The following is a 26,342-nucleotide window of genomic DNA, read 5'->3' on the forward strand; positions in this document are numbered from 1 at the left end:
GGGGGACTACTGCTGGGGTACGTGCGCGGAGCCGCGGCCCTGGGTGCCGCGCGGCGGGTCGGTGCAGCGGACGTCGGTGCGCGGCTCGCGGCGGCGGGTGTCCTGGATGTCGCGCTGGACGCTGCGGTCGTAGACGCAGTTCTTGAGGATGCGCGGCACCAGCACGACGCGGCCGCTGCCGTCGCGGGTGCTGCCGGCCATCACGTCGGCCTGCACGGGCGCCCAGTCGAGCCAGTGCTGGAGCCCGCGCAGGTGCCGGGCGGCCATCTCGCTGAGGGGTACGCCGTCGCGCAGCATCCGGCGCAGCTCCGGCGAGGCCGCCTCCCACCAGCGCTGCAGGCGCGGGAGCAGGTCGAGCGAGGTCACGACCGTCCGGCGTACGGCGGGCGTCGCGGCGGCCAGCGACCGCGCGATCGCCTCGAGGTCGGCGGAGAGCCGGCGCAGCTCGGGGTCGAGGTCGGCGACCGTCCGCAACGGGGTCTCGGCGCGCCGGACCAGCGTGGTCAGGTCGGGCTCGAGCCGCCGCAGCAGGGCGAACGCGGTCTCCATCTCGATGGCGAGCGAGCGCAGGTCGACGTCCTGGTCGCCGTCGCCGAAGATCGCGGAGGTCTCGGTGGCGATGGTGCGGATGTCGGCGACGTCGAGGTGCGCCATCAGACCCTGGGCGTGGGCGAGCACCTCCGGCACGCTGAGCGGCACGGTGGTGTCGGCGACCGGCACGGTCGCGCCGTCGGCGAGGTACGGGCCGCCGTCGCTGCGGGGGCGCACGTCGAGGTACTGCTCGCCGACGGCGGAGAGGTTGCGTACCTGCATCTCGCTGTCGCGCGGCAGGTCGACGTCGGTCTCGATCTTGAGCGTGGCGACGGCACCGACACCAGCGGCGTCGGAGAGCCGGACGTCGCTGACCTCGCCGATCCGCTGGCCGCGGTAGGTCACCACCGAGCCCTCGTGCAGCCCGGCGGCCTGGGGGAGCTCGACGGTGATCGTGCGCGGGCGGTGGAAGAGCGAGCCGCCGACGACGGTGTCGGCGACGTAGACGACGCCGCCGACCAGGATGAGCAGGATCAGCACCTGCGCGAGCCGGCTGCGGCGCTGCCAGACGCGGGCGGAGTCGTTCATCGCGGTGCTCCCGTCGCGGTGAGCGCCTTCAGGTCGAGCAGGAACGTGAGGTCGAAGTTCGCGAAGTCGCCGGGGGCTGCGCGGTCGCTGCCCTCGGCGAAGGCGACGAGGCCGGCCATCACGCCGTCGACGTCCTTGCGCCCGTCGAGGAGCGACTGGACGACGGGCCGCATGTCCTTGAGCTGGGCCACCAGGTCGGCCCGGACGGCCCGGGTGAGCGGGGTGGCGACGGCGTCGAAGCGCTGCAGCGACGCCAGCGCGGCGACGAGCTCGTCGCGCTGCTCGTCCAGCGCGCCGACCAGGCCGGTGAGGTCGGTCAGCGCGCGGGTGAGCACGGGCAGGTCGCGGGTCAGGCGCGTGGTGAGCCGGTCGAGCGCGGCGGTGAGCCGGTCGAGGCGGGGGAGGTCCTGGTTGAGGTCGGTGACGGCCGTGTCGAGCCGGCCCAGCAGGCGTCGTACGTCATCGGCGTTGCCGGTGAGCGCGGTGTCGAGCTCGTGGACGATGGTGGAGATGTCGGCGAAGCTGCCGCCGGTGACGACCGTCGACAGCGCGCTGAGCAGGTCGGTGACGTCGGGCGCGGCGCCGGTCGCGGTGGCCGGGATGGTCGCTCCCTCGGCGAGCACCTTGCCCCGGTCCGCCGGGAAGAGCTGCACGAAGGCGGTGCCCATCGGCGAGGTCAGCCGGATCTCCGCGCGGGAGCCGGTCCGCAGCCGGACGCTGGTCGACAGCGCGAGCTCGACCTCGGCGACGTAGTCGCCCGCTTCGACGGCGGTGACCTGGCCGACCGTCGCGCCGTCGAGCTTGACCGGGGCGTCGACCGGGAGGTTGAGGGCGTCGGTGAACTCGACCGTCAACGGGTACGTCGGCCCGTCGACGAGCTTCGGCAGCGGGACGTCCTCGAGGGTCAGTCCGCACCCCGCGGCGCCGAGCCCGGTGCCGAGGAGGAGGGTGAGCACGGCGGCGCCCCGCCGCCAGCGGCCGGTCACGGGATCGCCCCCGGCAGGCCGTTGTAGACCCCGTCGAGGATCGGGTCGAGCACGCCCGTGCCCTGGCCGTTGAAGAGCAGCGCGCAGGCCCGGGTGCCGGTCTCGCCGAGCAGGGTCGTGGCGAACACCCGGCAGGTGTGGTCGCGGAACATCGCCGCGAACGGCCCGGCGCTGAACGCGAACTGCACGCGCAGCCGGCCGAGGTCCCAGTCGTAGGCGCGGGCGAAGTTCTCGGCCATCGTGGGCATCGTGTCGAAGGCCTCCTCCAGGGAGTCCTGGTGCCGGCGCACGATGCCGACCACGTCGGCCAGCCCGGCCAGGTCGTCGCCGAGCACGTCGCCGTTGTCCTTGAGGAACCGGTCGGCCAGCCGGGTCAGCTCGTCGAGGCTGTCGAGCGTGGCGACGAGCTCCTCGCGCTGGTCGGCGAGGACACCGCCCGTGTCGGCCGCGGCGCGGGTGAAGGTGCGCAGCGCGCGGTCGCGCTCGGCGAGGGTGGTGACCAGGGCGACGAGGTTCTTGCTGACCGCGGTGAGGTCGGCGTCCTTGGTGTTGAGCAGGGCGAGCGCGTCGCGGCTCTCGGCCAGCGCGGCGCGCAGGTGGGGGCCGTTGCCGTCGAGGGCGCGGGCGGTCGTGGCGAGGACGTCGCCGAGCCCCTTGCCGTTCGGGTTGTTCTTGCCGAGCGTCCCGTCGAGCGCCTGGACCAGGTCGTCGACGGCGGTGGCGATCTCGTCGACCGTCGCCGGGGCGCGGGTGTGCGAGGCCTCGATGTGCGCGCCGTCGCGCAGGGTCGGGCCGCCGTCCCAGGCCGGGCCGAGCTCGATGAACCGGTCGGTGACCAGCGAGCCCTGGAGGATCTCCGCGCCGGCGTCCGCGGGCACCCGGGTGTCGGGGGAGAGGCGCAGGACCACGCGCATCGTCGTACCGCGGGGATCGATGCGGACGATCTCGCCGACCTTGACGCCGAGGTAGGTGACGTCGTTGCCGACGTAGACGCCCGTGGTGTCGACGAAGTCGGCCGTCACCACGAGGTCCTCGGGGTCGTCGCCGCCGACCAGGCGCGCGCCCGAGAGCGCGGCCGCGGCGACCAGCGCGAGGACGAGGCCGGCGAGCAGGAGACGGCGGTTCATCGGCAGTCCTCCGGCGTGACCGAGCAGACCAGGTCGTCGGGGACGATCGCCCACGGCGCGTTGACGCCGAGCCACGGGCCGTCGCCGGTGGCGTTGGTGAACACGCGCATCGTCGGCCCGGCCAGGCGCATCGTGCGCTCCAGGTCGGCGCGGTGCTCGTCGAGCACCTTCAGGACGCGGCGCAGGTCGCGCAGCGCCGGGGTGAGCTGCGGCGCGCTCTGCCGGACGACGGCGGTGAGCCCCGTGACGAAGCGGTGCGCGTCGGTGAGCAGCGCCCGCAGCGTCGCCTGGCGCTCCTGCACCATCCGCAGCACGGTGGTGCCGCTGCCGAGCACCTGGTCGAGCCGGCCGGTCTGGTCGAGCACCAGCCGGGTGACCGCACGGGTCGACGCGAGCAGGTCGTCGAGCTGCTGCTCGCGGCCCTGGGCGATCGCGGAGACGCCGGCGATCCCGTCGAGCGCGTCGCGCAGACTGTCGGGCGCGACCTTCAGGTCGGTGGCGAGCACGTCGATCGCCTGCTGCACCCGGTCGAGGTCGAGCGCCTCGACCTGGGGCGTGGACTCCAGCCAGAAGCGCTCGATCGTGTAGCTGTCGACCGCGTGCCGCACGCCGATCGTCGCACCGTCGGCGAGGGCGTCGCCGGTGCCGGGGGAGAGTGCGAGGAAGCGCTCGCCGAGGATCGAGAGCAGCTTGACCTCGACCGTGCTGTCGGTGGTGACGCCGAGGTCGGCGGGCGCCTGGTCGAGCGAGAAGCGGACGTCGACCTGGTCCCGGTCGGCGGTGACGGCACGGACCTTGCCGACCTTGAGCCCCGCGACCCGTACGTCGTCCCCGGGCTCGATGCCGGCCGCGTGCCGCAGCCGCACGTGGTACGACGGGTCGCCGCCGAGCGCCCGGACGCCGAGCAGCAGCAGGCCGAGCACCACGGCTGCGGCGACGGCCCGCAGCGGCCAGCCGAGGCGGGCCATCAGCGGCACCTCTTCGAGAAGCGGTCGCCGGTGACGCCGAGGTCGACGGTGGTCGGCACCCCGGCCAGGCCCGCGCGCAGGGTGCAGACGTAGACGTTGAGGTAGCTGCCGTAGCCGAGCGTGCGCAGGTAGGTGTCGAGCTGCTTCGGCACGGCGCCCCCGGTCCGGGAGAGCAGGTCGCGCCGCTCGGCCAGGTAGCGGAACCACGGGTTGCTGAGCCGGGCGACGTCGACGACCGGGCCGCCCGCCTCGTCGACCAGGTCGGCGGTCGTCGCCGACAGCCGGGCGAGGGAGTCGAGGCTGGTGGCGATCCGGTCCTCGTCCTTCGCCAGCCCGGTCGTGAGCGAGGCGAGGCCGTCGACGAGCGCGGTCACCTCGGCCCGGTGCTCGTCGGTCGTGCGCAGCACCAGCGTCACGTTGTCGACGACCCGGGCGAGCGTCGCGTCCCGGTCGACGAGACCGGAGGTGAGCTCGGCGGTCTGGTCGAGCAGGTGGCGCAGCGTCGGCCCCTGGCCCTGGAGCACCTGGACGATGTCGGTGGCGAGCTGGTTGATGTCGCCGGGCTGGAGCAGGTCGAAGATCGGCTCGAACGCGTTGAACATCGCGGTCAGGTCGAGCGCCGGACGGGTCCGCGCGAGCGGGATCCGGTCGCCGTCGCGCAGCCGCCCGGCGGTGTCCGCGGCGTCGGCCGGCCGGGAGAGCGCGACGTACCGCTGGCCCATCAGGTTGAGGTAGTCGACCGCCGCGACGACGTCGTCGTGGAGGCGCTGGCCGGCGGCGACGCTCAGCGTGACCACGGCGAGACCGCGCTCGTCGCCGGTGCCGATGCGGGTGCCGGTGACCCGGCCGACCCGCACGCCGGCCACGCGGACGTCGTCCCCGGAGCGCAGGCCGGTCGCGTCCCGGAAGACCGCGGTGACGCTGATCGTGTCGCCGCTGGTCGAGCGCGAGAGCGTGCCGGCGACCATGCTGGTGAGCACGACGGCGACCGCGGCGAAGACGGCGACCCCGAGGACCGCGCCGCGGTGCCGGCGCAGCTCGCTGAGCTGGCGGCTCATCGGCCGCCTCCGCACCGGCCGCGCAGGCCCCGGTACGTCGGGCAGTCCGCGGGATCGCTCGCGTCGTAGGGGTCGAGGAGCTGGGGCGCGAGCACGCCCTCCATCTGGATCCGGCCGTTCTCGACGGCCGCGGCACCGTTGCGCAGCAGCGTCGGCACCTTGCGCAGGAGCAGGGCGAACGCCGGGTAGCGCTGGGCGAACACGTCCAGGTTGGCGGCCGTCGCGTTGAGCAGGCGGGCGGTCGCCGCGCCGTGGGTGCGCAGGAAGGTCCCGATGTCGTCGGTGAGGGCCGTCGTCCCGGTGAGCAGCGTGGTCGTGCCCTCCTGCTGCTCGACCAGGGTGCGGGCCAGCGGGCGGGTGTCGCGCAGCGCCGAGATCAACCGGGGCTCGACGTCGGCGGCCAGGTCGAGGTCGCGGGTGAGCAGGTCGACGTCGCGGCGTACCTGGGGCTGGAGCGCGGTCCAGCGGCCGAGGAAGGCGTCGCCGTCGCGGACCAGCTCGGCCAGCCGGGCGCCGCGGCCGTCGAGCGCGTCGGCGAGCTGGGAGAGCGCGACGTCCCACTGGGCGGGGTCGACGGCGGCGAGCAGCCGCTGGGTGGCGGAGAAGGTGTCCATCAGGCGCAGCGTCGCCACCGACGTGTCCGCCGGGACGACGGCGCCGTCCGCCAGGTGCGCGGCCGCGGCCTTCGGCCGGGCGGCGACCAGGTCGACGTACTCGTTGCCGAAGAGGGTGCCGGGCAGCACCCGGGCGCTCACCGCTGCGGGGATGAGCGCGGCGTGCTCGGGCGCGACCAGCACCTCGGCCGTCGGCCCGGCGGGATCGACCTGGGTCACCCGGCCCACGCGCAGGCCGTTGTACTTGACGTCGGAGTTGATGCCGAGCGTGTCGCCCACGGTCGGCAGCTGCACGGTGACCCGGACGTCGCCGCTGAGCACGCCGAGCGTCTGGAGGCCGAGCACGCCGGCGAACAGCCCGAGGACCAGGAAGCCGGCCAGGCCCACCGCGGCCAGGCGCAGCCGCAGCACGACGGGATCGACCTTGCTGTGCGGGAAGAGGAACTCGCTCATCGTGCCGTCGGCCCCCTCACCCGGAGATCTGGACCTGCTGGTCGACGCCCCACAGGACGAGCGTCAGCAGGATGTCGACGACGGTGAGCGAGATGATGCTGGCCCGGATCGCGCGGCCGGTCGCCCGGCCCACGCCCTCGGGGCCGCCGGTGGCGGTGAAGCCGTGGTAGCAGTGGATGAGCGTGACGACGGTGGTCAGCACGACCACCTTGATCGCGGAGTAGATGACGTCGATCGGCGCGACGAACGTGCGGAAGTAGTGGTCGTAGGTGCCCGCCGACTGGCCGTAGAACGTGGTCACCATGACGTCGGTGGCGACGTAGGTGCCGACCAGGCCGATCAGGTAGAGCGGCAGCACGACGATCCAGGCCGCGACGAGGCGGGTGCTGATCAGGTAGGGGATGGGCCGGATCGCCATCGACTCGAGCGCGTCGATCTCCTCGCTGATCCGCATCGCGCCCAGGCGCGAGGTGAAGCCGCAGCCGATCCGGGCGGCGAAGCCGAGCGCGGCCACCATCGGCGCCAGCTCGCGGGTGTTGGCGTAGCCGGAGATGAAGCCGGTCAGCGGCGCCAGGCCGATCACGTCGAGGCCCTGGTAGCCCTCCAGGCCGACCTCGGTGCCGGTCAGCGTCGAGAGCAGCAGGACGACGCCCACCACGCCGCCGCCGACCAGGAAGATGCCGGAGCCGAGCGTCACGTCGGCCAGCACCCGGCGGATCTCGCCGCGGTAGCGGGTCAGCGCGATCGGCAGCGCCGCCACCGCGCGCCAGGCGAGCACGAGCTGCAGGCCGATGCCGGCGAGCGGGCCGACGACCGCGCGGTCGACGACGGCGACGACCTCGGGCGTCGTACCGGTGGGGGCCGTCATCCGATCGGACCTCCGGCGAACGTGCTGTGCACCTGGGAGATGACGAAGTTGGCGGCGAACAGCAGCACGAAGTTGGTGACCACCGCGCTGGTCACCGCCTCGCCCACGCCGGTCGGGCCGCGGTCGGCCCGCAGCCCCTTGTACGACGCGACCACGGCGCAGATGACCGCGAAGATCGCCGCCTTGGTCAGGGACAGCCACAGGTCGGAGAGCTGCGCCAGCGTGGTCACCGACGCGAGGTAGCTGCCCGGCGGCAGGTCCTGGAGCACGACGCTGACGCCGAGCGTGGTGATGATCGTGAAGAACATGACGACGCCGTTGAGCAGCACCGCGACCAGGATGATCGCGAGCATCCGGGGCACGACCAGCCGCTCGACGACCGGCAGGCCCATCACCTCCATCGCGTCGATCTCCTCGCGGATCTTGCGGGAGCCGAGGTCGGCGCAGATCGCGGACCCGGCGACGCCGGAGAGCATGAGCGCGGTGATCAGGGGAGAGGCCTGGCGGACCACGGCGAGCGTGTTGCCGGCGCCGGTGAACGAGACCGCCCCGACCTCCTGGGCCAGGACGCCGACCTGGAGCGCCAGGATGATGCCGAAGGGCACCGAGACCGCCAGCGCGGGCAGCGTGCAGACCCGGATGGCGTACCAGGTCTGGAGCACCGTCTCGGCGAGCGGGAAGCGGCGCCCGGTGATCGTGGCGAGGAGCGCGGCGAAGACCTGCCGGCCGAACCGCAGCAGCCCCACGACCTCGCCGAGCGGCCGGGCGAGCGCCGGGAGGACGCGCGCAGCGCTGGTGGCCGGCATCGTCGCTCCTGTCTCTCGTGGGGCAGCCGAGAATGACAGTAGAACTGTCACACCGGTACTGTCCCCGGCGATGTGACCTACGTCAACCCCCGTGTCCATCCCCGCGTTGCATCGGCGAAATGACAGCCGTACTGTGACAGTCATGAGTGCAGTCGCCGGGGTGGAGTCGGGGCCGTCGTCCGAGCGCGACGAGGGCCTGCGCACCATCGACGAGCTCGCCTCGACCGCCGGGCTGACCGTGCGCACCACCCGCTACTACGCCAGCCTGGGCCTGCTCCCGCCGCCCGCGCGCCGCGGCCGGATGGCCTGGTACGACGACACCCACCTCGCCCGGCTCGAGATGATCCGGGCGCTCCAGGGCCACGGGTTCACCCTCCAGGCGATCGAGAAGTACCTTGCCTCGCTGCCCGCCGACGCCGGCGTCGAGGACCTCGCCGTCCAGCGCGCGATGCTCACCTCGTGGACCGTGGGGGAGCCGGCCGAGCTCACCCGGCGCCAGCTCGACGAGCACGCCGGGCGCCGGCTCACCGACGAGGAGGTGGCCCTCATCGAGGACTTCGGCATGCTGCGCCGGGTCACCGACGAGCGCGGCCGGGTCCGCTACACGCCCGTGCACGGCTTCGACGTCGCCGTCGAGCTGCTCCAGGTCGACATCCCCGTGGCCGGCATGCGCGCGGCGGGCGAGGCCATCGAGCGGCACATGTCGGCGCTCGCCGAGGAGCTCACCGTCGTCCTGCACGACGAGGTCGTCGAGCCCTGGCGCCGCGACCGCAGCCACTCCCGCGAGGACGCCGCTCAGCTCGAGGCGACCATCGCCACCCTGCGCCGGCTCACCGTCGAGGCCATCGTGCGCGGCTTCCAGCGCTCGGCCAACAAGGTGATCACCCGGTCGCTGGACCGCCGCTGACGCCGGGCTCGAAGCGTCGTACGAAACGGCGCTGGGCGAAGGTCTCGACCGCGTGCGGGCTGTAGTGGCGGCGCACGAAGGCGACCGCCTCGCGCGGGGCGACGCCGTCGAGGACGGCGAGGCAGGCGAGCGTCGTACCGGTGCGTCCTCGGCCGCCGGAACACGCTACTTCGACGCGCTCGGACGCCGACCGGCGCAGGACGTCGGCCAGCACGGCGGGCAGGTCGTCGGGGTCGGCGGGGAGCCGGAAGTCGGGCCAGCGCACCCACCGACTCGGCCAGGCGACCGGCTCGGGCTGCTTGCCGAGCAGGTAGACGCCGTAGGTGGGCAGCGGTCCCTCGGGCAGGGGGCGGCTCAGCCCGCGGCCGCGCACTCGCCGCCCGGAGGGGAGGGTGAGCACGCCCGGCGCGGCGGGATCCCAGGGCTCGTCCACGGGGCCAACCTACAAACGGCCGGTACGCATGGCCTAGGGTCACGCACGTGACCCAACGCACCCTCGTCCTCCTCAAGCCCGACGCGGTCCGCCGGGGCCTGGTCGGCAACGTGCTGGCCCGGTTCGAGGCCAAGGGACTGAGCATCGTCGCCCTGGAGCACCGCCACATCGACGCGGCCCAGGCCGACGCGCACTACGCCGAGCACGTCGAGCGCGACTTCTACCCGCCGCTGCGCACCTTCGTCACCAGCGGCCCGCTCGTGGCGCTGGTCCTCGAGGGCGACGAGGCCATCGAGGTGGTCCGCGCGCTCAACGGTGCGACCGACGGCCGCAAGGCCGCCCCGGGCACGATCCGCGGCGACCTCTCGCTGTCCAACCGCGAGAACCTCGTGCACGGCTCGGACTCGCCGGAGTCGGCGGCGCGCGAGATCGCGCTCTGGTTCCCGCACCTCGGCTGACACCTGCGGCCCCTCGCGGCCGTTACACCACGCCGACACGGCGTGGCTACCCCGCACGACGGGGTTCCTTGCTTACGCTCGCTGACGGAGGCCGTCGGAGCGTGCGCCCGGAGGTCTCCCCGGCGAACTCCCCGGGGTGAGCCGGCTTCCCCAGACGCGCGCGAGCGGACCTGCCGAGACGGCTGGTCCGGCGACGTCTTGCGAGGAAGCGTGAGGGCGAACTCCATCATCGGCCGGGACATGGCCGTCGACCTCGGCACCGCCAACACGCTCGTCTACGTCCGCCGCCGGGGCGTCCTGCTCGACGAGCCGAGCGTCGTCGCGCTCAACGACAGCACCGGCGAGGTGATCGCCGTGGGGCACCAGGCCAAGCAGATGCTGGGCCGGACCCCCGACAACATCACTGCCCTGCGCCCCCTGCGCGACGGCGTGATCGCCGACTTCGAGGCGACCGAGCAGATGCTGCGCCACTTCATCGCGCGCGTGCACCGGCGCCGCTACTTCGCCAAGCCCCGCATGGTCATCTGCGTCCCCAGCTCGATCACGCCGGTCGAGCAGCGCGCGGTCAAGGAGGCCGGCTACCAGGCCGGTGCCCGCCGCGTGTACGTCGTCGAGGAGCCCATGGCCGCGGCGATCGGCGCCGGCCTGCCGGTGCACGAGGCCACCGGCAACATGATCGTCGACGTCGGCGGCGGCACCACCGAGGTCGCCGTCATCTCGCTCGGCGGCATCGTCACCTCGCTCTCCATCCGCACCGCGGGCGACGACCTCGACGCCGCGATCATCGCCTGGATGAAGAAGGAGCACGGCGTCATGCTCGGCGAGCGCACCGCCGAGGACGTCAAGATGACCCTCGGCTCGGCCTTCCCGCGCCCCGGCGAGCCCGAGGGCGAGGTCCGCGGCCGGGACATGGTGACCGGCCTGCCGCGCACGGTCGAGGTCACCAGCGCCGACGTACGCCATGCGCTCGAGGAGCCGCTGCACGCCATCGTCGACGCGGTCCGGGTGACCCTCGACCAGACCCCGCCCGAGCTGTCCGGCGACATCATGGACCGCGGCATCGTGCTCACCGGCGGCGGCGCGCTCCTGCGCGGCCTCGACGAGCGGATCCGCCACGAGACCGGCATGCCCGTCCACGTCGCCGACGACCCGCTGGTCTCGGTGGCCATGGGCGCCGGCCGCTGCGTCGAGGAGTTCGAGGCGCTGCAGCAGGTGCTGGTCACCAACCCCCGGCGGTTCTGATGACCCTCGACACCCGACCCCCCGCCCCCGTACGGCGGACCGGCGCGTCCCGCAACGCCCCGCGCGACACCGAGCGCGACTCCGGCCGCCCCTCGCGCTCGCTCGTGGTCGCCCTCGTCCTCGCCTGCGCCGCCCTGATGGCGGTGGACAAGGCCGGTGGTGACGGCTCGCCGCTCGACCCGGTGCGCCGCGTGGCCGGCGAGGTGCTCGGCCCGGCCCAGGCCGGCGTGGCCTCCGCGGTCCGCCCGATCACCTCGATCCCCGACAGCTTCCGCTCCAACGCCACGCTGCGCGACGAGAACGCAGCGCTGGTCGCCGAGAACCAGGACCTGCGCAACCAGCTCGACAAGGCCGGCTACAACGCCCACCAGGTCAAGGCGCTCAAGGACCTCCAGGCCGTGGCCGGCGACATCGGCTACGCGCTCGTCCCGGCCCGGGTGATCTCGATGTCCTCGGCCCAGTCCGCGCGCAGCTCGGTGGTCCTCGACGCCGGCTCCGACGCCGGCCTGCACCCCGACATGACCGTCGTCGCGGGCGCCGGCCTGGTCGGCCGGATCACCTCGGTGACCGCGCACACCGCGACCGTCCTGCTCGTCATCGACGACTCCTCCTCGGTCGGCGGCCGGATCGGCGACAACATGGAGCTCGGCTTCGTCCGCGGCCACGGCACGCTCGGCGTCGACGACCGGCTCGAGCTCGAGCTGACCGACCGCAAGGTCGTCCCCAAGAGCGGCCAGGCCGTCTTCACGTGGGGGAGCGAGGGCGGCGCGCCCTATGTCGCCGGTGTCCCGATCGGCACCGTCGGCAAGGTCTACGAGTCGCTGCGCGAGACCTCCTACCGCGCGGAGATCACGCCCGCGGTCGACTTCACCGCCCTCGACCTCGTCGGCGTGGTGGTGCCGTCCGGCACCGCCGGCCGCGTGATCGAGGCCGACGGCAGCCTGAGGGGCGAGTGATGAGGACCGGATCCACCGCCCGGCTGGCCGCGGTCCTGCTCGCGGTCGTCGCCGCGCTGCTGCTCCAGGTGACCGTGCTGCCGCCGTTCGCCTGGAACGTCGGCGGGCTCGGCATCGTCCCCGACCTGGTGCTGCTCGTCGTGGTCGCCACGGCGCTGGCCACCGACACCCGTTTCGCCACGCTCACCGGCTTCGGCGCTGGTCTGCTGCTCGACCTGGCCCCGCCGGCCGACCATATCGCCGGACGCTGGGCGCTGGCCCTGATGGCGGTGGGGTACGTCGTGGGCCGCCTGGTCCACGACAACGCCGGCGACGCCGGTGCGGGCAGCCGCTTCGCCCGCGAGGGCGTACGGCGTCCGCCGCTGCCGGTGGTGCTCGCCGCCGCCGCGGGCGGCTCGTTCATCGGCACGTCGGTCTTCGCGCTGACCGGGCTGCTCCTGGGCGACTCCGGTGCCGCGGTGGGCGACCTGCTCACCGTCGCGGTCGTCGCGCTGGTGCTCGACGTCGTGGTCGCGCTGCTCGCGATCCCCGCCTCGTTCTGGCTGTTCCGCCGGCTCACCGCCGACCGGGCCGAGCAGCGGATGCGGGTGCGGGTCTAGGACATGTCCGCCACCGCCTCGCACCGCAGCCGGCTCCGGCTGGTCGTCATCCAGACCCTCGTCTTCTCGCTGCTCGCCACCCTCGGCGCGCGGCTCTACTACCTCCAGGTGATCTCGGGGGAGCAGTACCAGGGCCAGGCCGCCTCCCAGTCGGTCCGCGACATCGTCGTGCAGCCCCAGCGCGGGCTCGTCGTCGACGCGATGGGCCGCCCGCTGGTCAGCAACCGGCTGATCTGGGTGGTCTCCCTCGACCGGACGCTGCTGGGCCGGATGTCGCCCGCCGACCGCACCGAGCTGCTCCACCGCACGGCGCGCGCCATCAAGCTCAAGGTGCCCAAGATCGAGGCCAAGCTGCTGCTCTGCGGCGACGCGGACGCGGTCGCGGGGACCTGCTGGAACGGCTCGCCGTACCAGCCCGTCCCGGTGGCGCTCGACGTCCCCGAGGCCGCGGCGCTGCGGATCCTCGAGCAGCCCGAGGACTTCCCGGGCGTCGTCGTCGACCGGCAGAGCGTGCGCCAGTACCCCGCCCCCTACGGCGTCAACGCGGCCCACCTGCTCGGCTACCTCAGCCCGATCACCAAGGACGAGCTCGAGTCCGCCGAGGAGGCCGGCGACAGCTCGGTCAACGGCGCCTCGGTCGTCGGCCGCGCCGGCGTCGAGAAGGAGTACGACGAGTGGCTGCGCGGCCAGCCCGGCTACCAGCAGGTCGCCGTCGACTCCAAGGGCCGGGTCCGCCAGGACGTCTCGGACCTGGAGGCGCAGCCCGGCGACACCCTGGTCACCTCGATCGACGCCAAGGTCCAGAGCGTCGTGGAGAAGCAGCTCGCCACGATGATCGCCACCCAGCGCGCCACCCGCGACCCGGTCACGAAGCGCAACTTCGAGGCCGACTCCGGCGCCGCCGTGGTGCTCGAGGCCAAGACCGGCCGGATCATCGCGATGGCCAGCCAGCCGACGTACGACCCCTCGGTGTGGGTCGGCGGCATCACCGACAAGCAGCTGAAGCGGCTCTACTCCGAGGCGGCCGGCACCCCGCTGCTCGCCCGGGCGTTCCAGGGCCAGTTCGCGCCCGGCTCCACGTGGAAGCCGTTCATGACCGTCGGCGCGATGACCCACGGCTACTCGCCGTCCACGATCCTCAACTGCTCCTCGGCCGTGCAGATCGGCAACCGCGCCTTCCGCAACCACGAGTCGGCCGGCTACGGCCCGATCTCGTTCGCCAAGGCGCTCGAGGTCTCCTGCAACACCTTCTTCTACCAGGTCGGCATGCACTACTGGCAGAGCCTGGGCTCCGACCCCGACGACGTCAACGCCAAGGACCCGCTGGTCGAGCAGGCCGAGAAGTTCGGCTTCGGCTCGCGCACCGGCGTCGACCTGCCGGGCGAGGCCTCGGGCCGGGTCGCGGACCGCAAGTGGAAGCGCGACTACTACGAGTCGATGAAGGGCTACTACTGCGGCATCGCGAAGAAGCCGCAGGACGCCAAGACCTCCGACTTCGTCTACAAGTTCTCCCGCGAGTTCTGCGTCGAGGGCTGGAAGTACCGCCTGCCCGACGCGGCCAACTTCGCCATCGGCCAGGGCGACACCATCGTCACCCCGCTCCAGCTGGCCCGCGCGTACGGCGCGATCTCCAACGGCGGCACGCTCTGGGAGCCCCGGGTCGGCAAGGCGATCGTCTCGCCCGACGGCCGTGTCATCCGCGAGATCAAGCCCAAGAAGGACCGCCAGGTCAAGATCCCCGCCTCGGTGCTGCGCTACCTCGACGACGCGCTCAAGGGCGTCGCCACCGTGGGCACGATGCAGTGGAAGCTCGGCGGCTTCCCGCTCGACAAGGTGCAGATCCGCGCCAAGACGGGCTCGGCCGAGGTCTACGGCAAGCAGTCCACGGGCTGGGTGGCGTCGTACACCAAGGACTACGTCGTGGTGATGATGATGAGCCAGGGCGGTACCGGCTCGGGCTCGACCGGTGACGGCATCCGCGCCATCTGGGAGGCGCTCTACGGCGTCGACGGCGACCAGGTGAAGCCCGACAAGGCCGCCATCCCGGGCACCACGCCGCCGCGCAACCTGCCGGTCTTCGGCGACGACGGCTCGATCCTGCCGCCCGGGCGGAGCAAGGGGGACGACCAGTGAGCAACCGGATCCAGGCCGGCACCCGGCCGCAGCGCACGACGGCCTCACGCCGCGTCTCCTTCCTGCGCTGGGCCGAGATCGACCGGGTCCTCCTCGCCGCCGTCCTGCTGCTCTCGGTGCTCGGCTGCGTGCTGGTCTGGTCGGCCACCCTCGAGCGCGACGACCTCACCGGCGGCGACACCCGCGCCTTCCTGCTCAAGCAGGTGGTCAACGTGGTCATCGGCCTGGGCCTGATGGCGCTCGTCGTCGTCACCGACCACCGCTGGGTGCGGATCCTCGCGCCCATCGGCTACCTCGTCGCCGTCGTCGGCCTGCTCCTCGTCCTGGTGATGGGCACGACCGTCAACGGCTCGCGCTCCTGGCTGATGCTCGGCGGGATGTCCTTCCAGCCCTCCGAGCTCGCCAAGCTCGCCGTCATCGTCGGCATGGCCCTCGTCGTCGCCGAGCGCAGCGACCGGCGCTGGCGCGACCGGGTCGGCAATGTCGACGTCCTGCTCATGCTGCTCGTCGCCGGCCTGCCCGCCGTCCTCATCCTGGCCCAGCCCGACCTCGGCACCATGCTCGTCCTCACGGCCACCGTCTTCGGCGTCATCGCCGCCTCCGGCGCCGACCGCCGCTGGCTCGGCGTCCTCACCGTCGGCGGCATCGGCGCCGCCGCCTTCGCCGTCCTCAGCGGGATGCTGAAGGAGTACCAGGTCGACCGCTTCCTGGCGTTCACCAACCCCGCCCTCGACCCCAAGGGCGCCGGCTACAACGTCGAGCAGGCCCGCATCGCCGTCGGCAACGGCGGCCTCTTCGGCCAGGGCCTCTTCCAGGGCTCGCAGACCCAGTCGGGATTCGTGCCCGAGCAGCACACCGACTTCGTGTTCACCGTCGCCGGCGAGGAGCTCGGCCTCGTGGGCGCCGCCCTGATCGTGCTCCTGCTCGGCGTCATCCTCTGGCGCGCCCTGCGCATCGCCGCCCGTACCGACGACGTCTTCGGCCGCATCGCCGCCGCCGGCATCGCCTGCTGGTTCGGCTTCCAGGCCTTCCAGAACATCGGCATGTGCCTCGGGATCATGCCCGTCACCGGCGTCCCTCTGCCGTTCGTCTCCTACGGTGGCTCGTCGATGTTCGCGGGGATGCTCGCGATCGGGCTGCTCCAGAACATCCACCTGCGCACGCTGTCCGCGCCGGCCTCGCGGCTCGCGCCGCAGCAGCGGGTGCTCGTCCGGTCGTGAGGCGCGTCCGCGAGCGGACCGCGACTTCGGACCTTCACCGGATCTCCGGCAAGATGGGCCCGTGCTGACCGTCCGCCGTACGCCGCGCCGTCGCGTGGCCGTACCGGCGCTGCTCGGCAGTCTCGAGAGCGTGACCGCGCTCGTCCTGGCCCACGTCGCGGCCGGGGGCGAGGTGCCGGCGCTGTGGTGGCTGGGCCTCGTCGCCCTCCTCGTCTACGGCGCCGGGAGCCTCGTGCTGCACCAGCGGGCGAGCATCCGGGTGATGCTGCCGGTGCTGGTCGCGGTCCAGCTGCTCGGCCACGCGTGGCTGGTGGCGCTCTCGCCCGGGATGCACGGGCACGAGCACGCGATGGCGGCGTTCCTCGGGCTCACCCCGGCGATGCTGGCGGCGCACCTGGTCGCCGCCCTCGTCACGGGGGCGATGTGGTCGCTGCGGCGCCGCGCGGTCGAGGTGCTCCTCGGGTGGACCGATCCCGGCCGGCTCCCCGTGCCGCGGCTGCGGCCGCAGCGGGTGGTCCGGGTCGTGGTGGTGCGCGCGCGGCGAGGGCACCGGGCGCTCGCGCCCACCCGCGGGCCGCCGGTGGCGGCCACCGTCGCGCTCGTCTGACTCCGGGGCCCCGGAGGCGGGCGGCGCGCGCTGCCCACCCTCCGAACACCTGAGTCAACGAAGAGAGACATCACATGCAGATCCGCCGCTTCACCCTGCCCGCCGTCGGCGCCGCGACCGCCGCGCTGGGCCTCGTCGCCCTCACCGCCGGTACGGCGAGCGCCCACGTCAGCGTCACCCCGGACACCACCGCCGCCGGTGGGTACGCCGTGCTGACGTTCAGCGTCCCCCACGGCTGCGAGGGCTCGCCGACCACCAAGGTCGCCATCGCGATGCCCGAGGACGTCCCCCAGGTCACCCCCACGGTCAACCCGAACTGGACCGTGGAGAAGGTCCAGGCCAAGCTCGACCCGCCGATCAAGGACGCCCACGGCAACGAGGTCACCGAGCGCGTCAGCCAGGTCGTCTACACCGCCAAGACGCCGCTGGCCGACGGCTACCGCGACACGCTGGCGCTCTCGCTCCAGCTGCCGGAGAAGGAGGGCGAGACGCTCACCTTCCCCGTCGTCCAGACCTGCGAGAAGGGCTCGACCAACTGGAACGAGACCGCCGCCGAGGGCCAGGACCCCGAGGAGCTCGCCCACCCCGCACCGTCGGTGACCATCACCGCGGCCAGCGCGGAGGGTGACCACCACGGTGGCGCCGAGGCCGAGGGCGACAAGTCCGACAAGTCCGACGAGGGCGACGCCAAGGCCGACAAGTCCGACAAGGGCGACGACGACGGCGGCAACGGCCTCGCCATCGGCGGCCTCGTCGCCGGCCTCGGTGGGCTCGCGCTCGGCGGCGTCGCGCTCGCGCGCACCCGCAAGGCCTGAGGTACGACGATGCGTCGTGTGCCGGCGTTGCTCATCGCTGTCCTGGTCGCCGTCCTGACGGTGCTCGGTACGGCGACCTCGGCGTCGGCACACGCCACGCTCGTCTCCACCGACCCCGCTGAGGGGGCGGTGCTGCCCGAGGCGCCGTCCGAGGTGACGTTCACCTTCGACGAGCCCGTGCAGCTGGTCCCGGACGGCCTGCTCGCCTTCGACGCCGCGGGCAAGCGGGTCGACCTCGACCCCCAGGCCTCCGGCGTCGAGGTGCGGGGCGAGCTGCCCGGCGACCTCGCCCAGGGCACCTACGTCATCACCTGGCGCGTGGTGTCGGCCGACGGTCACCCCATCGCCGGCTCGCTGACCTTCCACGTCGGCGCGCCGAGCCCCAAGGTGGTGCCGCCCGGGTCGGTGAGCACCGATCCGGGCGCGCTGCCGACCGTCCAGGCGATCGTGCACGGGATCGACTACGTCGCGCTGCTGCTCGCCGGCGGTCTCGCGATCTTCCTGTCCTGGACGGTGCGGGGCGTCCGCCTCGCCGAGGACGTACGACGGCGCCTGGTCCGCGTGCTGCGGGGGAGCGCCCTGGTGGCGGTCCTCGCGGCCGCGGCCGCCGTACCGCTCGCGGGGGCCTACCAGCTCGGCTCCGGCCTGGGCGGGGTCGTCGACCCGGCGGCCCTCGATCCGGGGCTGGTGCAGCAGGACCTGCAGGTGCTGGCGCTCCAGGCGTTCGGCCTGGCCGTCGCGGCCTGGGCCTCCGGTCAGCAGCGCTCCTCGCTCGTCGTCGACCTGGTCACCGCGCTCGCGGTCTGGTCACCGGCGCTGGTCGGCCACACCCGGGCCTACGAGCCGAGCGCGCTGCTGGTCGTCACCGACGCCCTGCACCTCTCGGCCGGTGCGGTGTGGCTCGGCGGCCTGACCGGCCTGGCGCTGACCCTGCGCTCGGTCGCGGGGCGCCCGAAGGACGCGGCGCTGCTGCTCAGCCGCTTCTCCACCCTCGCCGCGGTCCTGCTGGCCGCGCTCGCGTTGTCGGGCGTGCTGCTGGGCTGGCGGATCGTCGGCTCCTGGTCGCGCCTGTTCGGCGAGACCTACGGGCGGCTGCTGCTGGTCAAGGTCGCCCTGGTGCTCGTCGTCGCGGCGATCGCCGCGGTCAACCGGTACCGGCTGCTGCCGCGGGTCACCGGCGACAGCGGCCACGACGTACGCCGGCAGGGGGCGGCCCTCGTGCGCCGCGCCGTGGTCGCCGAGGCCGCCGTGCTCGTCGCGGTGCTCGGCGTGACCGGCTTCCTCACCCAGAAGCCGCCCGCCGGCGAGCCGCCGGCCGCCGCTCGGACCGCCGACACCGGCGTGGTGACCGGGGTCGCGGGCGAGGACCTCAAGGTGCTCGCGGTGCTCGACCCCGGCCCGGGGCTGCAGCGCCGGCTCCTGGTCCAGGTGCAGAACCTGGCCGGTGACCCCCTCGACCTGTACGACGCCCCGGCCGCCGTGCTGCGCTCGTCCGAGGTCGACCTCGGCGAGGTGCCGCTGACGCCCACCGGAGCCGGTACCTACACCGCCGACGTGGTGTTCCCGACGGCCGGTGCCTGGCAGCTCCAGGTGAGCATCCGGGTCGACGAGTTCACCAGCCCGGTGACGACCGTCGACCTCGACGTCAAGTAGCCCGGGTGAGACCGGGGCGGTCCGGGTCGGGTCAGGCGATGCCGGCCTGGCTCGGGGTGACCGTGTCCTTGTCGGCGGGGACGTCGATCTTCACGTCGGCGCCGTAGTCGGTGTAGACCTGCTCGGTGGTCGACTTGGCGCCCTGGATCTCGAACTCCTGGCGCATCTTGATCGGCCGGTCGTCGCCGTCGAGCCACAGGTCGATGGTGAGCTCGGGCGGCAGCAGCTTGCCGGCGTCGGCGGGCAGGCCGGCGTTCTTGGCGAACGCGGCGGAGTCGACGGTCACCCGGTAGTGGCTGGTGTCGACGCCCTCGACGTTCTCCTCGCCCACGAGGGTCAGCGCCTTGGGGGAGCCGAAGACCGCGAGCTGCTTCTGCGGGTCGGCCAGCGCGAGGATCGGGGCCAGCGGGCTGGACGCGTTGGACTTGTCCTTGGGGTCGAACTTCAGCCACTTGCCGGCGGGTACGGGCAGCCCGGCGCCCTGGAGGTAGATGACGCCGCCGGCGAGCACCGACTCGTACTGCTGGCCGGACTTCGGGCTCGTCTTGGCGTGGGCGAGCAGCTTGTCGCCGTCGTAGCGGGCCTCGCTGATGGTGGTCACCGAGGTGCCCTGCACGCTCGTGGTGCCCGTCGCCTTGTAGGAGCCCGCCTGCTTCTGGGCGTCGGCGATCGTCTTGAAGAAGGTCGCCTTGTCGAGCGAGCCGGTCCCGTTCCCGGTCCCGGCGCTGCTCCCGCCGTCGGTGCCGGCGCCGTCGGACGCCGACGCGCCGCCGGACGGCGACGAGGTCGTGCTGCTGGTCTCCTGGGAGTCCTTCTTCCCGGCGTCCTTGCCGTCGTCACCCCCGCCGCAGCCGGAGAGCAGCAGCGCCGAGGAGAGCGTGGCCGCGATGGACGTGCGAACGAGCTTGGTGCGGAGGCCGGTCATGCTCAGGGAGCCTAAAGCACGGTCCTAACCGCTCACGGGAACCGTGACCGCGAGCTGGTGCAGCAGTCCGTCGACGCGCACCTGCACGAACATCCGGTAGTCGCCCGGCTCGGTGAACACCGTGTGGAAGGTCAGCACGGTGCCGTCCTTCTGGGTCTCCGGCGCGCCGTAGGGGTGGACGTGCACGAAGCCACGGGTGCCGATCGCGAAGCCGGTCAGGTGCGCGGTCGCGCCGAGATAGCTGCCGAGGGTGACCGGGTCGTCGTTCTCGGTGGTCACCGACAGGCGGAGCCGCCCGTTGGTGCTGACCTCGCCGGGGCCGAGCAGGCGCACCTTGACCACGCCGTCGTCGCCGGTCTCGGCGCTGGGGCCGCGGGGGACGCCGACGGGCTCCCACGCGCCGGGCACGGTGAGCGTCGTGCCGAGGACGAGGGGGACCGAGGAGCCCTGGGGGATGAACTCCGCGACCACGCGCCAGCGACCCGGGGCGCCGAGGTCGACCTGGCCGCGCCAGGTGCCGTCGTCGCCGAGCACCGGGTGCAGGTGGCGGAACTCGGCGAGGTCGTCGCGCACGACGTACAGGTGCAGGAGCTTGGTCTGCTCCTCGGTGTAGGTCGTGAGGGGCCGGCCGCCCTTGTCGAGGATCCGGAAGGAGACCTCGCCGGGGCCGTCGCCGGCCGCGGGGAGCCGGACGTCGGTCATCCGGTAGCCGCGCACTTCGGCGGTGGTGCCGTCGCCGACGGGGTTGCCGACGGGGGTGACGCCCTTGCCGCCGTCCTTGGCGGGGGTGAGCACGATCCGGTCGCCGTCGCTCCCGCCGCCGGCGCCCGGCTCGTCGCCGGAGCCGCAGCCGGCCAGCGCCAGCGCCAGGAGCGCGGCGGTGCCGGCCGCGACGAGCGAGCGGCGAGCGGTCACGGCGACACCGTGAGCAGCAGGAACGCGGCCAGCAGGAGCAGGTGCACGACGCCGTTGAGCGGCTTGGCGCGGCCCGGGACGACGGTGAGGATGCCGACCAGGGAGGACAGCGCGAGCAGCACGAGCTGGAGCGGCTCGAGGCCGAGCGCGAGGTCGCCTTCGAGCCAGATCGAGGCGATCGCGATCGCCGGGATCGTGAGACCGATCGATGCCATCGCCGAGCCGTAGGCCAGGTTGAGGCTGATCTGGACCCGCTGGCGCGAGGCCGCGCGGACCGCGGCGATGGTCTCGGGCGCCAGGACGAGCATCGCGATCACCACGCCGACCACGGCGTGGGGGAAGCCGAGCCAGTCGACGGCGTCCTCGATCGAGTAGGACTCGACCTTGGCCAGGCCGACCACGGTGACCAGCGACAGGACCAGCAGACCCACCGAGATCCAGGTCTCGCGGTTGGTCGGCGGATCGGCGTGGTCGTCGCCGTCGGCGTCGTTGTCGGCCGTCCAGCCGCCCGGCGTGGACGTCGTGTTGGGCAGGAAGAAGTCGCGGTGCCGCACGGTCTGGGTGAACACGAACGAGCCGTAGAGAACGAGCGAGGCGAGCGCCGCGAACGTCAGCTGGCCGCCGGTCAGCACCGGGCCGGACTCGCTGGTCGTGAAGGTCGGTACGACGAGCGTCAGGCCCGCGAGCGTGATCACGGTCGCCAGCGCGGAGCCGGTGCCCTCGGGGTTGAAGGTCGCCAGGTGGTGGCGCACCGCGCCCACCACGAGCGCCAGGCCGACGATGCCGTTGACGGTGATCATCACCGCCGCGAAGACCGTGTCCCGGGCCAACGTCGAGGTCTCGCCGCTGCCGGACACCATGAGCATCACGATCAGGCCGACCTCGATGACCGTCACCGCGACGGCCAGGAGCAGCGACCCGAAGGGCTCGCCGACCTTGTGCGCGACCACCTCGGCGTGGTGGACCGCGGCCAGCACCGCGGCGATGAGCGCGACACCGATCAGGCTCGCCGCGAAGGGCGCAGGATGGCTGCCCCAGCTGATCGCCAGCACGACTGCGGCCACGGGTGGGGCGATGACCGTCCACCCGAGTCTTCCTGAGGTGGAGGCGCTCATGGCCGGAATCCTACAAAAGGCCCCCAGCGACGATGACGGGCGCACGGGTGGCGGACCGTAGAATCGACCTCATGTCCGTCGAGTCCGTCGCGTCTGTCTTCCCCCGGCTGGAGCCCCACCTGCTCTCGGTGTCCAAGCCGATCCAGTACGTCGGCGGCGAGCTCAACATGGTCACCAAGGAGTGGGACGCCGCCGAGGTCCGCTGGGTGCTCATGTACCCCGACGCCTACGAGGTCGGCCTGCCCAACCAGGGTGTCCAGATCCTCTACGAGGTGCTCAACGAGCGCGAGTGGATCCTCGCCGAGCGCACCTACGCCGTCTGGCCGGACATGGAGAAGCTGCTCCGCGAGCAGCAGATCCCGCAGTTCACCGTCGACAGCCACCGCCCGGTCGGCGCGTTCGACCTGTTCGGCGTGAGCTTCTCGACCGAGCTCGGCTACACCAACCTGCTCACCGCGCTCGACCTGGCCGGCATCCCGCTGCACGCCGTCGACCGCACCGAGGACCACCCCGTGGTCATCGCCGGCGGCCACGCCGCCTTCAACCCCGAGCCGATCGCCGACTTCGTCGACGCCGCCGTCCTCGGTGACGGCGAGGAGGTCGTCCTCAAGATCTCCGAGCTGGTCCGGGAGTGGAAGGGCGAGGGGCGGCCCGGGGGACGGCTCGAGCTGCTGCGCCGGCTCGCCGTGTCGGGCGCGGTCTACGTGCCCCGCTTCTACGACGTCTCCTACGACGCCGGCAGCGGCGAGATCGCGGCCGTCGTACCGAACCACCCGGAGGCGCCCGACCGCGTCCGCAAGCACACGCTCATGGACCTCGACCAGTGGCCCTACCCGCGCAACCCCCTCGTGCCGCTGGCCGAGACGGTGCACGAGCGGTTCTCGGTCGAGATCTTCCGCGGCTGCACCCGCGGCTGCCGCTTCTGCCAGGCTGGCATGATCACCCGCCCGGTGCGCGAGCGCTCCATCGAGACCATCGGCGCGATGGTCGAGAACGGCATCCGCAAGACCGGCTTCGAGGAGGTCGGCCTGCTCTCCCTGAGCTCGGCCGACCACACCGAGATCGGCGACGTCGCGGCCGGCCTCGCCGACCGCTACGACGGCTCCAACGTCTCGCTCTCGCTGCCCTCCACGCGCGTCGACGCCTTCAACATCACCCTCGCCAACGAGTTCTCCCGCAACGGCCGCCGCTCCGGGCTGACCTTCGCGCCCGAGGGCGGCAGCGAGCGGATGCGCAAGGTGATCAACAAGATGGTCACCGAGGACGACCTGATCCGGACCGTCGCGACGGCGTACTCGCACGGGTGGCGGCAGGTGAAGCTCTACTTCATGTGCGGCCTGCCCACCGAGACCGACGAGGACGTCCTCCAGATCGCCGAGCTCGCCAAGCGCGTCATCGCGACCGGCCGCGAGGTCTCCGGCCGCAACGACATCCGCTGCACGGTCTCGATCGGCGGCTTCGTGCCCAAGCCGCACACCCCCTTCCAGTGGGCGGCCCAGCTCGACTCCGCGACCACCGACTCCCGCCTCCAGGCCCTGCGCGACACGGTCCGCGCCGACCGCCGCTACGGCAAGGCCATCGGCTTCCGCTACCACGACGGCCAGCCCGGCATCATCGAAGGCCTGCTCTCCCGCGGCGACCGCCGCGTCGGCCGCATCATCGAGCAGGTCTGGCGCGACGGCGGCCGCTTCGACGGCTGGTCCGAGCACTTCTCCTTCGAGCGCTGGGCCGCCTCGGCGTCCGTCGCCCTCGAGGGCACCGGCGTCGACCTCGACTGGTTCACCACCCGCGAGCGCTCCTACGACGAGGTCCTGCCCTGGGACCACCTCGACTCCGGCCTCGACAAGGACTGGCTGTGGGCCGACTGGGAGGACGCCCTCGCGGTCGCCTCCGGCGAGTCCGACGTCGAGGTCGAGGACTGCCGCTGGACCCCCTGCTACGACTGCGGCGTGTGCCCCGAGATGGGCACCGAGATCCAGGTCGGCCCGACCGGGCAGAAGCTCCTGCCGCTGAGCGTGGTCTGAGCCACCCGGTCCTGCCGAGCCCTATCGCGCGACGACGGTCCTGGAGTACGCCGAAGCCGGCGACGCCCCCTTCACGTTGTAGGCGACGACGCGGAACCGGTAGGAGCCCTTGGTGAGCCGGAACGCGTAGGAACGAGCATGGGCCGACAGCGCGGCGGAGACCCTCGTCCTGACCACCTTGCCTCTCACGATCTTCGACGCGGTGACCTTGTAGGACGTGATGGCAGCGCCGCCGCTGGTCGTGGGAGCCGCCCAGCGTGCGGTCGCGTTGGCCTTCCCTCCGGCCGCGCCTGACGACGCGGTGCCGATCCTCGGTGCCGACGGCTTGACCGCGACCAGGACCTCGATCGTGCGAGCAGGCGCCGTACCGGGGAGTTCGGCCTCCATCTCGGGCTCCAGCCTGACGGTGTGGGTGCCGTACGCCGAGAACGCGGTCGTGTAGGTCCGTGTGGGGCTGATCTGCGGGTAGAGCAGGCCATCGACGGTCAGCAGCCAGTGGCGCAGGTAGGCGTTGCCCGGGTTCGCAGCGGGCGTCCAGGTGATCGTGGCCCGGAGTCCGCTGGTGGTCACCGTGAGGGCGGGTGCCGCGGCGGGCACCCAGGACGCGATGTGCCGGCGCAGCGTGGTGGGTTCTCCGGCCCCGGCGGCGTTCAGCGCGGCGACGGCCACGTTGACGTCGTACCCGCCCGGCACGGTGATCGCCTTCGTGGTGATGCCGGCAGGGACCTCGACCGGTCCACCGGCGATCCCGCTGATCCGGTAGCCCGTCGGTGCCGGGCCGGTCGCCGGGGCCGACCAGGTCAGCGTGCCCGAGCCCTTGCTGGTGGTCAGGTCGATCGAGGCAGGGGCGTTCGGCGTGGTGCCGTTCGCGGCGGCGCAGCCGTCGACCGACAGCGTGTAGGTGCCGACGCTCCCGTAGTCGGAGTAGCCGGTCGTGAGCGGATTGCCGTTCCCGACGCCGCGAACCTTGACGTAGTAGGTCCCCGCCCCGCCACTGGGCGAGATCCTGGTCGCGTCCATGCCGGTCGCCGTCCGGTGGGCGAACCCGCCCACGATGACCTCCGCCGAGGGAGGGTCGGAGTAGGCGACCAGGGTGTCGTCCGCCCGGCGCAGGTCGACTCGCAGGTCGAGAGCGCTGGCGTCGCCGTTGCCGAGGGCCTCCACCGAAGGAGCCGCTGTGCACGGGCCGACTTTGTAGTAGTCGACGTCGCGACTCGTGATGACACCGTCGACGGTGTAGTCGGTCCGGGCGCCGAGGCTCGTCGCGGCGGCGGCGGTGTTCCCGGCGTCGTCAGGCAGCAGCGGGAGGCCGGTGGTGACCATGGTCGCGAAGTCGTCCTGCTTGTTGGTCGCGTTGGCGTAGTCGCCGTTGCTGAACTGGAAGATCCCGTGGAATCCCGAACCCATGATGGGAGTCCACGCCCCCTGGCCGCCGTAGTACTCCCGGGACTGCTCGGTCGAGGCGGTGGTGACTCCATCATGGTTCAGGCCCAGGGTGTGCCCGATCTCGTGGGCGGCGACGGTCGCGGCGAGGAAGGCGTTCGACTGCTTGCGCACCCAGACCGGCTCCAGGGTGTTGGTGCCCTCCTCGGACGGGTCGGCGAAGGCCCCGAAGACGGCGATCCCGGCGCAGCCTGCGCAGATCGGCCGTGAGTCCGGGTCGTCGCTGTAGAGGACGTGGTCGCCGTAGGTGTCGTCGGCGACGCCGTCGCGGTCGTACGCCGCGGGACCGGGGTCCTCGGTGGTGACGTCGACGTCGAACGCCGCGAAGACCTCGGCGAGGATCCGCCAGTTCTCCTGGATGTAGGCGTGCTCCGCGCTGCTGAAGGTGGACAGGTCCTCGTCGATCGAGAACCCGTCGTAGTGGCCGTTCGGGATGCCGGCCTGGAGGTTCCAGTAGGTGTTGCTGACCTCGGCGCCGTCGAAGTCCAGGAAGATCGTGTGCTTCGAGCCCGGCCGGCTGTGCAGCGTGAAGGTCGACGCCTCAGGCAGCGGTGCGTCGGCGGCCTGGACGCGGGCGCCGGCGGGCGCCTCCGGGAACGTGTCGGCGTACACGAGCCGGCCACCCGACGTCACGTGCGCGGAGTCGTCGGTCGACAGGATCCGGCGCAGCTCGCGCCCGCTCAGCCCGGACCGGCGGGCGATCGCGGGAAGCTCGTCGTCGAGCTGGCTGATCGCGGCCCTACCGTGCAGACCGGGCCCCGCGTCGGGGGACGCGGCGGATGCGGCAGACGCGGCAGACGCGGCCGGGGTGCCGGTGGCGAGCGAACCGAGGAGGAGGAAGGACGACGACACCGCGGCGACGAGCCGCACGGGGAGCATCAGGCGAGTCTGTCGGGTC

General features: G+C 72.9%; 24 protein-coding genes. 11 read left to right on the plus strand and 13 right to left on the minus strand.

Features of this window, described 5'->3' with window-relative positions:
* Positions 1-6: 6 nt before the first annotated feature.
* Genes CCO04_RS14630 through CCO04_RS14665 form a run of 8 tightly spaced genes read right to left on the minus strand, consistent with a single transcriptional unit; the run spans position 7 to position 7,999 of the window.
* On the minus strand, positions 7-1,119 hold the full coding sequence (locus tag CCO04_RS14630; protein ID WP_215814852.1) for an MlaD family protein: 1,113 nt from the start codon (positions 1,117-1,119) through the stop codon (positions 7-9).
* Complete coding sequence (locus CCO04_RS14635) at positions 1,116-2,105, minus strand: MCE family protein (RefSeq protein WP_215814853.1); 990 nt, start codon at positions 2,103-2,105, stop codon at positions 1,116-1,118. The genes CCO04_RS14630 and CCO04_RS14635 overlap by 4 nt, the downstream gene beginning before the upstream one ends.
* Positions 2,102-3,232, minus strand: coding sequence for an MCE family protein (locus tag CCO04_RS14640; RefSeq protein WP_215814854.1), 1,131 nt, complete (start codon positions 3,230-3,232; stop codon positions 2,102-2,104). The genes CCO04_RS14635 and CCO04_RS14640 overlap by 4 nt, the downstream gene beginning before the upstream one ends.
* On the minus strand, positions 3,229-4,200 hold the full coding sequence (locus CCO04_RS14645) for an MCE family protein (protein ID WP_215814855.1): 972 nt from the start codon (positions 4,198-4,200) through the stop codon (positions 3,229-3,231). Before CCO04_RS14645 ends, CCO04_RS14640 begins: the two co-directional genes overlap by 4 nt.
* The gene (locus tag CCO04_RS14650; protein WP_215814856.1) at positions 4,200-5,258 is read right to left on the minus strand and encodes an MCE family protein; all 1,059 of its coding nucleotides are present in this window, start codon (positions 5,256-5,258) and stop codon (positions 4,200-4,202) included. The genes CCO04_RS14645 and CCO04_RS14650 overlap by 1 nt, the downstream gene beginning before the upstream one ends.
* Entirely contained in the window at positions 5,255-6,325 is a 1,071-nt protein-coding gene (locus CCO04_RS14655; protein WP_215814857.1) for an MCE family protein, read from the minus strand. The genes CCO04_RS14650 and CCO04_RS14655 overlap by 4 nt, the downstream gene beginning before the upstream one ends.
* A 16-nt stretch (positions 6,326-6,341) precedes the next feature.
* Complete coding sequence (locus CCO04_RS14660; protein ID WP_215814858.1) at positions 6,342-7,193, minus strand: ABC transporter permease; 852 nt, start codon at positions 7,191-7,193, stop codon at positions 6,342-6,344.
* Positions 7,190-7,999, minus strand: coding sequence for an ABC transporter permease (locus CCO04_RS14665; RefSeq protein ID WP_215814859.1), 810 nt, complete (start codon positions 7,997-7,999; stop codon positions 7,190-7,192). Before CCO04_RS14665 ends, CCO04_RS14660 begins: the two co-directional genes overlap by 4 nt.
* Before the next feature lie 142 nt (positions 8,000-8,141).
* Between CCO04_RS14665 and CCO04_RS14670 the strand changes: the two genes are divergently transcribed.
* Positions 8,142-8,906, plus strand: coding sequence for a MerR family transcriptional regulator (locus CCO04_RS14670; RefSeq protein ID WP_215814860.1), 765 nt, complete (start codon positions 8,142-8,144; stop codon positions 8,904-8,906).
* Here CCO04_RS14670 and CCO04_RS28615 read toward each other — a convergent pair.
* Complete coding sequence (locus CCO04_RS28615) at positions 8,881-9,339, minus strand: protein-tyrosine phosphatase family protein (protein WP_215814861.1); 459 nt, start codon at positions 9,337-9,339, stop codon at positions 8,881-8,883. The genes CCO04_RS14670 and CCO04_RS28615 overlap by 26 nt on opposite strands.
* Before the next feature lie 47 nt (positions 9,340-9,386).
* Between CCO04_RS28615 and ndk the strand changes: the two genes are divergently transcribed.
* The 9 genes from ndk to CCO04_RS14720 all read left to right on the plus strand — a co-directional run bounded on the left by ndk (position 9,387) and on the right by CCO04_RS14720 (position 19,022).
* Positions 9,387-9,797 (plus strand): nucleoside-diphosphate kinase, encoded by a 411-nt coding sequence (gene ndk / locus CCO04_RS14680; protein WP_215814862.1) that lies wholly within the window; start codon positions 9,387-9,389, stop codon positions 9,795-9,797.
* Between the two features lie 210 nt (positions 9,798-10,007).
* Positions 10,008-11,039 (plus strand): rod shape-determining protein, encoded by a 1,032-nt coding sequence (locus CCO04_RS14685; RefSeq protein ID WP_308220322.1) that lies wholly within the window; start codon positions 10,008-10,010, stop codon positions 11,037-11,039.
* Positions 11,039-11,995, plus strand: coding sequence for a rod shape-determining protein MreC (gene mreC / locus CCO04_RS14690; RefSeq protein WP_215814863.1), 957 nt, complete (start codon positions 11,039-11,041; stop codon positions 11,993-11,995). Before CCO04_RS14685 ends, mreC begins: the two co-directional genes overlap by 1 nt.
* Entirely contained in the window at positions 11,995-12,594 is a 600-nt protein-coding gene (gene mreD / locus CCO04_RS14695; protein ID WP_215814864.1) for a rod shape-determining protein MreD, read from the plus strand. The genes mreC and mreD overlap by 1 nt, the downstream gene beginning before the upstream one ends.
* A gap of 3 nt (positions 12,595-12,597) precedes the next feature.
* Complete coding sequence (mrdA, locus tag CCO04_RS14700) at positions 12,598-14,727, plus strand: penicillin-binding protein 2 (RefSeq protein ID WP_215814865.1); 2,130 nt, start codon at positions 12,598-12,600, stop codon at positions 14,725-14,727.
* Complete coding sequence (rodA, locus tag CCO04_RS14705) at positions 14,724-15,947, plus strand: rod shape-determining protein RodA (RefSeq protein WP_257751962.1); 1,224 nt, start codon at positions 14,724-14,726, stop codon at positions 15,945-15,947. The genes mrdA and rodA overlap by 4 nt, the downstream gene beginning before the upstream one ends.
* Positions 15,948-16,008: 61 nt before the next feature.
* On the plus strand, positions 16,009-16,554 hold the full coding sequence (locus CCO04_RS14710) for a hypothetical protein (protein WP_215814866.1): 546 nt from the start codon (positions 16,009-16,011) through the stop codon (positions 16,552-16,554).
* A gap of 74 nt (positions 16,555-16,628) precedes the next feature.
* On the plus strand, positions 16,629-17,369 hold the full coding sequence (locus tag CCO04_RS14715) for a YcnI family protein (protein WP_215814867.1): 741 nt from the start codon (positions 16,629-16,631) through the stop codon (positions 17,367-17,369).
* 9 nt (positions 17,370-17,378) lie between these two features.
* Complete coding sequence (locus tag CCO04_RS14720; protein ID WP_215814868.1) at positions 17,379-19,022, plus strand: copper resistance protein CopC; 1,644 nt, start codon at positions 17,379-17,381, stop codon at positions 19,020-19,022.
* 31 nt (positions 19,023-19,053) lie between these two features.
* Here CCO04_RS14720 and CCO04_RS14725 read toward each other — a convergent pair whose 3' ends face one another.
* The 3 genes from CCO04_RS14725 to CCO04_RS14735 are packed head-to-tail and all read right to left on the minus strand — an operon-like array spanning position 19,054 to position 21,977.
* Entirely contained in the window at positions 19,054-19,947 is an 894-nt protein-coding gene (locus CCO04_RS14725) for a hypothetical protein (RefSeq protein ID WP_215814869.1), read from the minus strand.
* Between the two features lie 24 nt (positions 19,948-19,971).
* Positions 19,972-20,862, minus strand: a complete 891-nt coding sequence (locus tag CCO04_RS14730; protein ID WP_215814870.1) for a hypothetical protein — start codon at positions 20,860-20,862, stop codon at positions 19,972-19,974.
* The gene (locus CCO04_RS14735) at positions 20,859-21,977 is read right to left on the minus strand and encodes a calcium:proton antiporter (protein WP_215814871.1); all 1,119 of its coding nucleotides are present in this window, start codon (positions 21,975-21,977) and stop codon (positions 20,859-20,861) included. Before CCO04_RS14735 ends, CCO04_RS14730 begins: the two co-directional genes overlap by 4 nt.
* 71 nt (positions 21,978-22,048) lie before the next feature.
* Between CCO04_RS14735 and CCO04_RS14740 the strand changes: the two genes are divergently transcribed.
* Positions 22,049-24,001: a TIGR03960 family B12-binding radical SAM protein gene (locus tag CCO04_RS14740; RefSeq protein WP_215814872.1), complete on the plus strand. Its 1,953-nt coding sequence runs from the start codon at positions 22,049-22,051 to the stop codon at positions 23,999-24,001.
* Between the two features lie 21 nt (positions 24,002-24,022).
* Here CCO04_RS14740 and CCO04_RS14745 read toward each other — a convergent pair whose 3' ends face one another.
* On the minus strand, positions 24,023-26,323 hold the full coding sequence (locus CCO04_RS14745; protein WP_215814873.1) for a zinc-dependent metalloprotease family protein: 2,301 nt from the start codon (positions 26,321-26,323) through the stop codon (positions 24,023-24,025).
* Between the last annotated feature and the right edge of the window lie 19 nt (positions 26,324-26,342).

Source organism: Pimelobacter sp. 30-1, from assembly GCF_018831735.1.
In the GTDB taxonomy this organism is placed as follows: domain Bacteria; phylum Actinomycetota; class Actinomycetes; order Propionibacteriales; family Nocardioidaceae; genus Nocardioides.

Bases quoted from the DNA above. Each gene is read 5' to 3' on its own strand.
- CCO04_RS14670 (WP_215814860.1), top strand. From the start codon at position 8,142: ATGAGTGCAGTCGCCGGGGTGGAGTCGGGGCCGTCGTCCGAGCGCGAC.
- CCO04_RS14650 (WP_215814856.1), bottom strand. From the start codon at position 5,258: ATGAGCCGCCAGCTCAGCGAGCTGCGCCGGCACCGCGGCGCGGTCCTC.
- mrdA (WP_215814865.1), top strand. From the start codon at position 12,598: ATGTCCGCCACCGCCTCGCACCGCAGCCGGCTCCGGCTGGTCGTCATC.
- CCO04_RS14740 (WP_215814872.1), top strand. From the start codon at position 22,049: ATGTCCGTCGAGTCCGTCGCGTCTGTCTTCCCCCGGCTGGAGCCCCAC.
- CCO04_RS14725 (WP_215814869.1), bottom strand. From the start codon at position 19,947: ATGACCGGCCTCCGCACCAAGCTCGTTCGCACGTCCATCGCGGCCACG.
- mreC (WP_215814863.1), top strand. From the start codon at position 11,039: ATGACCCTCGACACCCGACCCCCCGCCCCCGTACGGCGGACCGGCGCG.
- CCO04_RS14660 (WP_215814858.1), bottom strand. From the start codon at position 7,193: ATGACGGCCCCCACCGGTACGACGCCCGAGGTCGTCGCCGTCGTCGAC.
- CCO04_RS14630 (WP_215814852.1), bottom strand. From the start codon at position 1,119: ATGAACGACTCCGCCCGCGTCTGGCAGCGCCGCAGCCGGCTCGCGCAG.
- CCO04_RS14665 (WP_215814859.1), bottom strand. From the start codon at position 7,999: ATGCCGGCCACCAGCGCTGCGCGCGTCCTCCCGGCGCTCGCCCGGCCG.
- CCO04_RS14645 (WP_215814855.1), bottom strand. From the start codon at position 4,200: ATGGCCCGCCTCGGCTGGCCGCTGCGGGCCGTCGCCGCAGCCGTGGTG.
- CCO04_RS14715 (WP_215814867.1), top strand. From the start codon at position 16,629: ATGCAGATCCGCCGCTTCACCCTGCCCGCCGTCGGCGCCGCGACCGCC.
- mreD (WP_215814864.1), top strand. From the start codon at position 11,995: ATGAGGACCGGATCCACCGCCCGGCTGGCCGCGGTCCTGCTCGCGGTC.
- CCO04_RS14745 (WP_215814873.1), bottom strand. From the start codon at position 26,323: ATGCTCCCCGTGCGGCTCGTCGCCGCGGTGTCGTCGTCCTTCCTCCTC.
- CCO04_RS14735 (WP_215814871.1), bottom strand. From the start codon at position 21,977: ATGAGCGCCTCCACCTCAGGAAGACTCGGGTGGACGGTCATCGCCCCA.
- CCO04_RS14655 (WP_215814857.1), bottom strand. From the start codon at position 6,325: ATGAGCGAGTTCCTCTTCCCGCACAGCAAGGTCGATCCCGTCGTGCTG.
- CCO04_RS14640 (WP_215814854.1), bottom strand. From the start codon at position 3,232: ATGAACCGCCGTCTCCTGCTCGCCGGCCTCGTCCTCGCGCTGGTCGCC.
- CCO04_RS14720 (WP_215814868.1), top strand. From the start codon at position 17,379: ATGCGTCGTGTGCCGGCGTTGCTCATCGCTGTCCTGGTCGCCGTCCTG.